Origin of the sequence: Bradyrhizobium sp. Leo170 (genome assembly GCF_004296405.1) — a bacterium.
Taxonomy (GTDB): domain Bacteria; phylum Pseudomonadota; class Alphaproteobacteria; order Rhizobiales; family Xanthobacteraceae; genus Bradyrhizobium.
On record NZ_PSRR01000329.1, the window covers coordinates 1 to 9812 of the forward strand.

The 9812-nt window shown below is 64.2% G+C and carries 9 protein-coding genes; 4 read left to right on the forward strand and 5 right to left on the reverse strand.

Features of this window, described 5'->3' with window-relative positions; all coding sequences use genetic code 11:
- Positions 1–13 precede the first annotated feature (13 nt).
- Together CWO89_RS35335 and CWO89_RS35340 are read right to left on the reverse strand one after the other, a co-directional pair.
- A complete protein-coding gene (locus CWO89_RS35335) occupies positions 14–514 on the reverse strand; it encodes an Lrp/AsnC family transcriptional regulator (RefSeq protein ID WP_130583048.1) in 501 nt (166 codons plus the stop codon).
- A 26-nt stretch (positions 515–540) separates the two neighbouring features.
- On the reverse strand, positions 541–1191 hold the full coding sequence (locus CWO89_RS35340) for a TetR/AcrR family transcriptional regulator (protein ID WP_130583049.1): 651 nt from the start codon (positions 1189–1191) through the stop codon (positions 541–543).
- A gap of 318 nt (positions 1192–1509) precedes the next feature.
- On the opposite strand from CWO89_RS35340, the gene CWO89_RS35345 reads away from it, so the two are divergent.
- Genes CWO89_RS35345 through CWO89_RS35355 form a run of 3 tightly spaced genes read left to right on the forward strand, consistent with a single transcriptional unit; the run spans position 1510 to position 6016 of the window.
- On the forward strand, positions 1510–3114 hold the full coding sequence (locus tag CWO89_RS35345) for a carboxyl transferase domain-containing protein (RefSeq protein WP_130583050.1): 1605 nt from the start codon (positions 1510–1512) through the stop codon (positions 3112–3114).
- A 2-nt stretch (positions 3115–3116) separates the two neighbouring features.
- Complete coding sequence (locus tag CWO89_RS35350; RefSeq protein WP_130583051.1) at positions 3117–5117, forward strand: acetyl/propionyl/methylcrotonyl-CoA carboxylase subunit alpha; 2001 nt, start codon at positions 3117–3119, stop codon at positions 5115–5117.
- Positions 5117–6016, forward strand: a complete 900-nt coding sequence (locus CWO89_RS35355) for a hydroxymethylglutaryl-CoA lyase (RefSeq protein ID WP_130583052.1) — start codon at positions 5117–5119, stop codon at positions 6014–6016. Before CWO89_RS35350 ends, CWO89_RS35355 begins: the two co-directional genes overlap by 1 nt.
- A gap of 187 nt (positions 6017–6203) precedes the next feature.
- Here the strand turns inward: CWO89_RS35355 and CWO89_RS35360 are convergent, their stop codons facing one another.
- Genes CWO89_RS35360 through CWO89_RS35370 form a run of 3 tightly spaced genes read right to left on the reverse strand, consistent with a single transcriptional unit; the run spans position 6204 to position 9132 of the window.
- Positions 6204–7562, reverse strand: a complete 1359-nt coding sequence (locus CWO89_RS35360; protein WP_130583053.1) for a TRAP transporter large permease — start codon at positions 7560–7562, stop codon at positions 6204–6206.
- Complete coding sequence (locus CWO89_RS35365; protein WP_130583054.1) at positions 7559–8113, reverse strand: TRAP transporter small permease; 555 nt, start codon at positions 8111–8113, stop codon at positions 7559–7561. Before CWO89_RS35365 ends, CWO89_RS35360 begins: the two co-directional genes overlap by 4 nt.
- Positions 8110–9132, reverse strand: a complete 1023-nt coding sequence (locus tag CWO89_RS35370) for a TRAP transporter substrate-binding protein (protein ID WP_130583055.1) — start codon at positions 9130–9132, stop codon at positions 8110–8112. The genes CWO89_RS35365 and CWO89_RS35370 overlap by 4 nt, the downstream gene beginning before the upstream one ends.
- Before the next feature lie 322 nt (positions 9133–9454).
- On the opposite strand from CWO89_RS35370, the gene CWO89_RS35375 reads away from it, so the two are divergent.
- Positions 9455–9700 carry a pentapeptide MXKDX repeat protein gene (locus CWO89_RS35375; protein ID WP_130583056.1) on the forward strand — a complete coding sequence of 82 codons (246 nt, stop codon included), beginning with the start codon at positions 9455–9457 and terminating at the stop codon, positions 9698–9700.
- Positions 9701–9812: the final 112 nt, after the last annotated feature.

Below are 9812 nucleotides of genomic sequence, written 5' to 3' on the forward strand. Positions count from 1 at the left end.
GCCCAGGGCGCGGTCACCGGTCGCGCGACCCTGCCGGATCGGCCGGCGTCGGAATGTCGGGGAGCGGCAGCGGTGCGTCCTTGGAGACGCCGAGCACTGGAAAGCTCCTGATGGTGCGCACCTCGGCCATAACAGAGAATTGCAGGAGCTGCTGGTGCATGCCCTGCACACCGGTTGCCACGCATTTGAGCAGGAAGTCCGCTTCGCCCGAAATGCGCCAGCACTGCTGCACCAGCGGCAGGTGGGCGATCGATGCCTCGAACGCCTCCAGCGTAACCTGGTTCTGGCTGGTCAACTGAATCAAGACAAAGGACACCACCTCATAGCCGAGCGTCCGCTCGTCAAGGCTCGCGCGGACGTCCCTGATGACGCCGCGGCTACGCAGCGCGCGGACGCGGCGCAGGCAGGCCGGCGCGGAGATGCCGACCCGTTGCGCCAAATCGTTGTAGCGCAGCCGGCCGTCCCGCTGCAGCTCGGACAAAATCTTCCGGTCGATCTCGTCGAGCTCTGTCATGGATGCCTCGTGCGTTGACGAGCGAGTCATTCGGCGGCGACGCGCCGGGTGGCCTTGCGGGGAGAGCGGGCAGGGGGAGCGGCTGCCTGCGGCGCAATGCCCGACAGCACCAGCTTTTCATGGGTGGCGATGATGGCTTCCTTCGAGAGCCGGCCGCCCGGCCGATACCAGGTGCAGGGCCCGGTCAACATCGCCAGGATCGCAAAGGTCGCGACCTGGACGTCCACCAGGTCGAAGACGCCCTGCGCAACGCCTTCTTCGAGGATGTCGGCAAGGCGCCGCTCATAGGCCTCGCGCAAGGCGATGACCGCAGCGTAATTCTTCGGCTCCAGGCTGCGCAGCTCGGAATTGGCGATGTAGACCTCACGCTTGCGCGTCATGTGATAGCTGACGTGGAAGGCGACGAAGGCGCGGAGTTTTTCCACCGCGCCAGTCTTGCCGTCAAGCGCAAGATCGAGCTGACGCAGCAGTTCGTTGATATGGTGCTGCACCAGGTCGAACAGCAATTCCTGCTTGGTGCTGATGTGGTTGTAGAGCGATCCCGCCTGGATGCCGACCTCGGCGGCGAGCTGACGCAGGCTCATGGCCTCATAGCCATGCTCGAAGATCAGGCGCGTTCCGGCTTTCCGGATCGCCTCCAGCGTCGTTGGGCCGTGTGAGCCGATCGTGCGCGCCATCGGGGCCCTCGCAGGAGCGTTGGAGAAGTGCAGAAACAAGCGAACGATCGTACGTTTATAGTCAGAAAATCAAGCGAAATCAATGCGCTATAACTTTGGTAATCGCTCAAGGTCGAGCTTCTTGAGACACCGATAAAAAAACGTATGATCGTTTCGTTATAAACCCAAAGCGATGGGAGGATTCATGGCCTCGAATCCGGCGGTGGCGGCAAATTTCGCAAGGCGGGATCATCCGGCTTGGGCGGCTGAGCCTATCGCGCGATAGGCTGCGATATTCTAGTTTGAAGATTGTCCAAACACGCGGCAGAAAAGCGCAACATGCAGCTTCATTCCACGATCGATCCCAAATCCCAGGAATTTTCCCGCAATGCCGAGGTGATGCGCGGCCTTGTCGCCGAGCTCCGCGACAGGCTCGGCCAGGTTGCGGGCGGCGGAGGCGAGGCGTCCCGCATCAGGCATACGTCGCGCGGCAAGATGCTGGCGCGCGACCGCGTCGACCTCCTGGTCGATCCCGGCACCGCGTTCCTGGAACTGTCGCCGCTTGCGGCCAATGGCCTCTATGGCGGCGACGTGCATTCGGCGAGCGTGATCACCGGGGTGGGGCGCATTGCGGGCCGCGAATGCATCATCGTCGCCAATGATGCCACCATCAAGGGCGGCACCTATTATCCGTTGACGGTGAAGAAGCACCTGCGCGCCCAGGATATCGCGCGGCAGAACAATCTGCCCTGCGTCTACCTGGTCGATTCCGGCGGCGCCTTCCTCCCGATGCAGGACGATATTTTTCCGGACGAGCGGCATTTCGGCCGCATCTTCTACAACCAGGCGCAGATGTCGGCAGCCGGCATTCCACAGATCGCGATCGTGATGGGCTCCTGCACCGCGGGCGGCGCCTATGTGCCGGCGATGTCGGACGAGAGCATCATCGTGCGCAATCAAGGCACGATCTTCCTCGGCGGTCCGCCGCTGGTGAAGGCCGCGACCGGCGAGGTCGTCACCGCCGAGGAACTCGGCGGCGCCGACGTGCATTCGCGGCAATCCGGCGTCACCGACCATTACGCGCAGAACGATGCGCACGCGATCGGCATTGCCCGGCGTATCGTCGCCACATTGAAGCCGCCGTCGCGCGCCGCGCTCAACATGCGCGAGCCGCGCGAGCCGCTCTATCCGGCCGAGGATATCTATGGCGTGGTCTCCTCCGACGGCCGCAAGCCGTTCGACGTTCACGACATCATCGCGCGGATCGTCGACGGCTCCGAATTCGACGAGTTCAAGCGGCTCTACGGCACGACGCTGATCTGCGGCTTTGCCCATATCTGGGGCTTCCCGGTCGGCATCATCGCCAATAACGGCATCCTGTTCAGCGAAAGCTCGCTCAAGGGCGCGCACTTCATCGAACTGTGCTGCCAGCGCGGCATCCCGCTGGTGTTCCTGCAGAACATCACCGGCTTCATGGTCGGCAAGAAATACGAGGCCGGCGGCATTGCGCGCGACGGCGCCAAGCTCGTCACTGCGGTCGCCACCGCCGGCGTGCCGAAATTCACCGTCGTGATCGGCGGCTCCTACGGCGCCGGCAATTACGGCATGTGCGGGCGCGCCTACAGCCCGCGCTTTCTCTGGTTGTGGCCGAACGCCCGCATCTCGGTGATGGGCGGCGAGCAGGCCTCGATGGTGCTGAGCCAGGTCCGGCGCGACAATATCGAGGCCAAGGGCGACACCTGGTCGGTGGAGGAAGAGGAGAAGTTCCGGGCGCCCATCCGCGCGCAATATGAGAGCCAGGGCAATCCCTATTACGCCACCGCGCGGCTCTGGGACGACGGCGTGATCGATCCCGCCGACACGCGTCTCGTGCTCGGCCTCGGTCTCTCGGCCGCCGCCAATGCGCCGATCGAGCCGACGAAATTCGGCCTGTTCAGGATGTGACGATGGACCGCTCAAAGCTCTACCGGCGTTTTCGCACCCTGCTGATCGCCAACCGCGGCGAGATCGCAGCCCGCGTGATCCGCACCGCCAAGGCCATGGGCCTGCGCACCGTCGCGGTCTATTCCGAAGCCGACCGTGACGCCCTGCATGTCGCGCTCGCCGACGAGGCCGTGCTGCTGGGTCCGGCACGGGCGCGCGACAGCTATCTCAACATCCAGCGCGTGATCGAAGCGGCGCGCGAGACCGGCGCCGAGGCTGTTCATCCCGGCTACGGCTTCTTGTCCGAGAACGCTGAATTCGCACAGGCCTGCCTCGAGGCAGGGCTGGTGTTCGTCGGCCCGACCGCCGAGATGATGAATGCGATGGGTTCGAAGTCCGGCTCCAAGGCGCTGATGGAGAAGGCTGATGTCCCGCTGGTGCCGGGCTATCATGGCGAGGCCCAGGACGAGGCGACGCTGGCGAACGCCGCCGAGCGTATTGGTTTCCCGGTGCTGGTGAAGGCCTCCGCCGGCGGCGGCGGCCGCGGCATGCGGGTGGTGAATTCGGCGGCCGAGCTGTCGGCTGCGATCGTCAGCGCCAAGCGCGAGGCCAAGGCGGCGTTCGGCGACGACCGCATGCTGATCGAGAAATACGTCCAGAATCCGCGCCACATCGAGGTGCAGATCATCGGCGATAGCCACGGCAATCTGCTCTCGCTATGGGAGCGCGAATGCACGCTGCAGCGCCGGCACCAGAAGGTGATCGAGGAAGCGCCGTCGCCGACGCTGAATGCCACCCAGCGCGAGACCGTCTGCGCCGCCGCGCGGAAGGCGGCCGCGGCCGTCAATTACGTCGGCGCCGGCACCATCGAATTCGTCTCCGACGGCAAGGACGTGTTCTTCATCGAGATGAACACGCGCCTGCAGGTCGAGCATCCCGTCACGGAACTGATCACCGGCGTCGATCTCGTCGAATGGCAGCTCCGGGTCGCTTTCGGCGAAAAGCTGCCGCTGAGCCAGAACGAAATCAAACTTAACGGTCACGCCATCGAGGCGCGGGTTTATGCGGAAAATCCGCAGAAGAATTTCATGCCCTCGGTCGGACGCATCAAGACCTGGCGCACGCCGCAAGAGGGTGACGGCTTGCGCATCGACTCCGGCTATCGCAGCGGCGATAACGTCTCGCCATACTATGACGCGATGCTGGCCAAGGTGATCGCGTGGGCGCCGACGCGCGAGGTCGCGATCGAAAAGCTCAATCGCGGGCTCCAAGAGACCGATGTTCGCGGCATCGTCACCAACATCCCGTTCCTGTCGGCGCTGGTAACGCATCCTGCCGTGGTCGCGAATGCGATCGATACCGGCTTCATCGAGCGCGAACTGAAGAGCCTGACGGCAGAACGTGGTGCCGCCGGTGCGTTCGAGCTGTGCGCTGCAGTGGCTGCGATCTTGAATGAGGAACAGAAGGCTGCACGGAAAGAGGCGCATTCGCCGTGGCAGACGTTTGGCTGGATGCCGGTTGGCCAACGGCAGCGGGTGTTCTCGTTCCGGCAGGGGCAGGGCGCGGAACAGAAGGTGACGCTGCGCTATGGCAACGGGCCGTCGACGGTGTCGGTCGGCGATCGCGAGTTCGCGCTGGCGCCGTCCGGGGTTGACGGATTTGATCTGACGCTCGACGGCACGAAATCCCGTGTCGTCGCCGTCATCGAGGGTCACGAGCTCTACTTGCGCACCCGCAACGGCCGCTTCGACCTGCACTGGGTCGATCCGTTCGGCGGCGAGACCGAGGAGCATGTCGGCGAGGACAAGATCGTGGCGCCGCTGCCGGGCACCGTCGTCGCCCTGCTCGCCGAGGAGGGCGCGACGTTGGAGAAGGGCGCGGCGATCCTGACACTGGAAGTGATGAAGATGGAACAGACGTTGCGCGCGCCGTATGCCGGGGTGCTGAAGAAGCTGAAATGCAAGGTGGGCGATATCGTCGGCGAGGGCGTCGAGCTCGCCGAAGTCGAACCGGTGGCCGCGTGATGAGCGACAGCGTCCGTATTGTCGAGGTCGGTCCGCGCGACGGGCTGCAGAATGAGAAGACGCCAATCAGCGTCGCCGATCGGATCGCTTTCATCGAGCGCCTGATCGGCGCCGGCCTGCCGATCGTCGAGGTCGGCGCCTTCGTGTCGCCGAAGGCGGTCCCGCAGATGGTCGGCTCCGACCAGGTGCTGCGCGGCGTGAGCCATCTTCCCGGCGAATTCCACGTGCTGGTGCCGAACGAGAAGGGCTATGAGGCCTCACAGGCCGCCGGCGCCAAGGTGATCGCGGTGTTTGCCTCGGCCTCCGAAGGTTTCTCGCGCGCCAACATCAATTGCTCGGTCGCGGAATCGATCGAGCGGTTCAACCCGGTGCTGGCGCGCGCCAAGGCCGATGGCATCAAGGTGCGCGGCTATATCTCCTGCGTGCTCGGCTGCCCCTTCGACGGCGAGGTCAAGCCGCAGGCGGTTGTCGACGTCGCCAGGACGTTGTGGGACCTCGGCTGCTACGAGATCTCGCTAGGCGACACCATCGGCGTCGGCACGCCGGTCAAGGCGCGGCACCTGATGCGCGCGGTCGCGGGCGAGGTACCGGCACAAAATCTCGCGATGCATTTCCATGACACCTACGGCCAGGCGCTCGCCAACCTCTACGCCGGCATGGAGGAGGGCGTCCGCGTCATCGATTCCGCCGCCGGCGGCCTCGGCGGCTGCCCCTACGCCCCCGGCGCGACCGGCAACGTCGCAACTGAGGACGTCGTCTACATGCTCGAAGGCATGGGCATCAAAACCGGCGTCGACATGGAGAGGTTGCTCGCCGCGACGAACGAAGTCAGCCGCCTGCTCGGCCGCCCGCCGGTGAGCCGCGTCGCCAATGCGCTGAACGCGAAGAAGAAACGCTAACTTCGTAGGGTGGGCAAAGCGAAGCGTGCCCACCATCCGCACTCCGCAAGAAGTGGTGGGCACGCTTCGCTTTGCCCACCCTACAACTGACCGCCGTCATTGCGAGCGAAGCGAAGCAATCCATCTCGCCGCTTGCGTCCGTGGAAGCAATGGATTGCTTCGCTTCGCTCGCAATGACGGATGAGAGTTACCGCACGCCCTCCAGTCCCATCACGAGATCCGGCAGCCATGTCGAGATCCCCGGGAAGAAGCAGAGCAGCAGCACCGCGAGCATCATCAGGAGCACGAACGGCAGCGTGCCCCAGATCACCTCGCTCAAGGGGATATCAGGCGCGACGTTGCGGATGACGAAGATGTTCAGCCCCACCGGTGGATGGATCAGGCCCATCTCCATCACGATGGTCATCACCACGCCGAACCAGATGATGTCGAAATTGGCGGCGCGGAGCGGCGGCAGGATGATCGGCGCGGTCATCAGGATGATCGAGACCGGCGGCAGGAAGAAGCCGAGCACGACGACCATGAGCAGGATCGCGACGAGCAATTCCCAGCGCGGCAAGTGCATCGCGACGATCGCCTCCGCGGCCGATTGCGAGATGTGCAGGTAGCTCATCACGTAGGAATAGAGCAGCGACATGCCGATGATCATCATCAGCATGGTCGACTCGCGGATGGTGGATTTCAGGATCGGCTCGAGGTCGCTCGGCTTCCAGACGCTGTAGATCACCGCGATCAGCCCGAGCGCCAACAGTCCGCCGAGGCCGGCGGTCTCCGACGGCGTCGCATAGCCGCCATAGAGTGCGATCATCACGCCGGTCAACAGCAGCACGAACGGCAGCACCCGCGGGAGCGCATTGAAGCGGTCGGCCATCGTGAACTCGTCGCGCTGCAGGATTGCGGAGTCCGTACCGGTCGCGTCATAGGCGGCACGCGCGGCCGCATACTCTTTACGGAAACGGAACACCGCGTAGACGCCGAACAGCGTCACCAGCAAGAGGCCCGGCCCGATGCCGGCGAGGAACAGGCGTCCCAGCGATTTCTCCGCCGCGACCGCGAACAGGATCATGGTGATCGAGGGCGGCAGCAGGATGCCGAGCGTGCCGCCGGCGGCGATGATCCCTGCGGCAAAGCCGCCAGAATAGCCGCGCTTGCGCATCTCGGGAATGCCGGCCGAGCCGATCGCCGAGCAGGTCGCGGGCGAGGATCCCGCCATCGCCGCAAACAGCGCGCAGGCGAACACGTTGGCCACGCCAAGCCCGCCGGGCACGCGATGCAGCCATGCGTGCAGGGCCGAATAGAGATCCTGGCCCGCGCGGGATTTGCCGATCGCCGCGCCCTTCAGGATGAACAGCGGGATCGACAGCAGCGTGATCGAGGCCATTTCCTCGTAGACGTTCTGCGTCACGGTATCGAGCGAGGCGGTCGGCATGTAGATCGCCATGAACACGACCGCGACCGCGCCCAAAGCAAATGCAATGGGCATGCCCGAGAACATCGCAAACAGGGTGGCAAGCCCGTAACTGATGCCGATCCCAAGCACGGTCATCGGCGTGCGCCACCGATCAGGGGAATGATGATCTGCAGCAGGAGCTGCAGGCACAGCAGCGTCATGCCGAACGCCATCAGCACGTAGGGAATCGCGAGTGGCGGCGACCACATCGAGTTCGAGACCTGGCCATCGACATAGGCCTCATGCGCCAATGTCCAGGACTTCCACGCAAAGAAGGCGCAGAAGGCGAGGCTAGCGACATCGACCAGCCACAGCCTGATGCGATTGGCGAGCGGCGACATCAGCCCGACGAAAGCCTCGATGCTGACATGGCCGCGCTGGGCTTGCACATAGGCGGCCGTCATGAAGGTCGCGCCGACCAGGAGGAACACCGCGGCCTCGTCCTGCCAGTAGTTCGGGCTGTGAAACAAAGCGCGGCCGAGCACGCTGTAGCTCAGGATCACGCAAGCCGCGATCAGCGCGATGGACGCGAAGACGACGATGATGTTGTTGCAGATGCCAAGCCCGCGTGACAGCGCCGCCACGAGTACATTGCCCGTGACGGCGGTCTGGCGTTCGGCTTGATCCGCGACCGGACCATGCATCATGCGGCGACGTCGCTTGCGAGCTTCAACAGGTTGGCAGCCGTCGCGGTTTTAGCACCATAGTCCTTCCAGGCGGTATCGCGCGCAATGTCGCGCCACTTGTTGACGGTGGTTGCGTCAAGCGCGCTGACCTTGGCGCCGGCCTTCTCGTAGACCTTGGCGACCTCGACATCGTCGTCCTGCGCGCCCTTCTTGCCGAAGGCCTCAAGCTCGGCGCCGACGGCAAGGATGATGTCCTGCTGCTTCTTCGGCAGTTTGTCGAAGATCGCCTTCGACATCATCAGGGGCTCCAGCATGAACCAGTAGGAGGTGCCGGCGCCCGAGGTGAGCGATTTCGCGACTTCTTCGAGGCGGAAGGAGATCAGGCTGGTGGAGGAGGTGATGCCGGCATCGCAGGCCCCGGTCTGCATCGCCGCATAGAGCTCGTTGGAAGGCACCGACAGCACGGCCGCGCCGGCCGTCTGCAGCACCATGTCCATCTCGCGGGAGCCGCCGCGCACCTTCATGCCCTTGGCGTCCTCGGGCGCCACGATCGGCTTGGAGCGGCTGGCGACGCCGCCGGCCTGCCAAACCCAGGTCAGGAGGATGATGCCCTTGTCTGCCAGGAAGTTGGAGAGCGCCTTGCCGACCGGTTCCTTCTTCCAGCGAAGGCCCTGGTCGTAGGTCGTGACCAGGCCCGGCATCAGGCCGATATTGGTCTCCGGCAGTTCGCCGCCGGCATAGGGCATCGGGTAGAGGCTGATGTCGAGCGCGCCCTTGCGCATGGCCGAGAACTGCGCGTTGGTCTTGATCAGCGAGGAATTCGGATAAACTTCGGCTGATATCTCGCCGCCCGAGCGCTTCGCCACCTCGGCGGCGAACATCCGGCACAGCCGGTCGCGGAAATCGCCCTTGTCGATGGTCCCGCCGGGGAACTGGTGCGAGATTTTCAGCGTGGTCGCGGCATGGGCGGTACCGATGCCGAAGCGCAGGACCGCGGGCGCGGCAAGCGCCGAGGCAAAGAGGTGGCGGCGAGTGAGCATAAAGTTTCTCCCATTGGAAAGGCTGTTCTTGATTGGCGATAAGGCGGAACTTGAGGGCCGCATTTAGGCGAACTTTGCCAGAATTTTCTCTAGTCTGATAGTTTGAGGCGGCCCGGTGCATTGGCGCCAAGCGTCACACCAGGGGCGGGTATTGCTGCACCGCACACTGCGGCCGATGGCTGCAGGTGCCTGATTTTCGGGCAACTCCGGTCCGCACGCCCCTTCAAGACTTTGTGAGGGAGTAACAAGGGCCGTTCCGGCCGCGTCGAGGTGAGAGCGGCAGACGTCGCTCCATGATCAACCCTCAGCAAGGATGACCACCATGACCTTCTCGACCCGTATCGGCCTCGGCGTCTCCGCCGCTCTCGTTGCCGTCAGCGTCGCGCTCTCGCCCGCAGCCTTTGCTCAGGACAAGATGGGCAAGGACGACGCCATGAAGAAAGACACGATGTCCAAGGATGCCATGTCCAAGGATGCCATGTCGAAGCATGACGGCATGAAGAAAAGCGACGGGATGATGAAGAAGGACGATGCGATGAAGAAAGACGACGGCATGAAGAAGAACTGATCGCCGTCTCGTCTTCACCGCGCGCGGCGCGCGGCGAGGGCACTATGCCAAGGTGCGTAGCCCGGGTGGCGCGGAACGCGCAACCCGGGACATTTTCATTAAGGTCTACTGA

What these genes read in the sequence shown, in the direction of transcription:
- CWO89_RS35340 (WP_130583049.1), bottom strand. Translation starts at nt 1,191, where the DNA reads ATGGCGCGCACGATCGGCTCACACGGCCCAACGACGCTGGAGGCGATC.
- CWO89_RS35360 (WP_130583053.1), bottom strand. Translation starts at nt 7,562, where the DNA reads ATGACCGTGCTTGGGATCGGCATCAGTTACGGGCTTGCCACCCTGTTT.
- CWO89_RS35355 (WP_130583052.1), top strand. Translation starts at nt 5,117, where the DNA reads ATGAGCGACAGCGTCCGTATTGTCGAGGTCGGTCCGCGCGACGGGCTG.
- CWO89_RS35335 (WP_130583048.1), bottom strand. Translation starts at nt 514, where the DNA reads ATGACAGAGCTCGACGAGATCGACCGGAAGATTTTGTCCGAGCTGCAG.
- CWO89_RS35375 (WP_130583056.1), top strand. Translation starts at nt 9,455, where the DNA reads ATGACCTTCTCGACCCGTATCGGCCTCGGCGTCTCCGCCGCTCTCGTT.
- CWO89_RS35345 (WP_130583050.1), top strand. Translation starts at nt 1,510, where the DNA reads ATGCAGCTTCATTCCACGATCGATCCCAAATCCCAGGAATTTTCCCGC.
- CWO89_RS35350 (WP_130583051.1), top strand. Translation starts at nt 3,117, where the DNA reads ATGGACCGCTCAAAGCTCTACCGGCGTTTTCGCACCCTGCTGATCGCC.
- CWO89_RS35365 (WP_130583054.1), bottom strand. Translation starts at nt 8,113, where the DNA reads ATGATGCATGGTCCGGTCGCGGATCAAGCCGAACGCCAGACCGCCGTC.
- CWO89_RS35370 (WP_130583055.1), bottom strand. Translation starts at nt 9,132, where the DNA reads ATGCTCACTCGCCGCCACCTCTTTGCCTCGGCGCTTGCCGCGCCCGCG.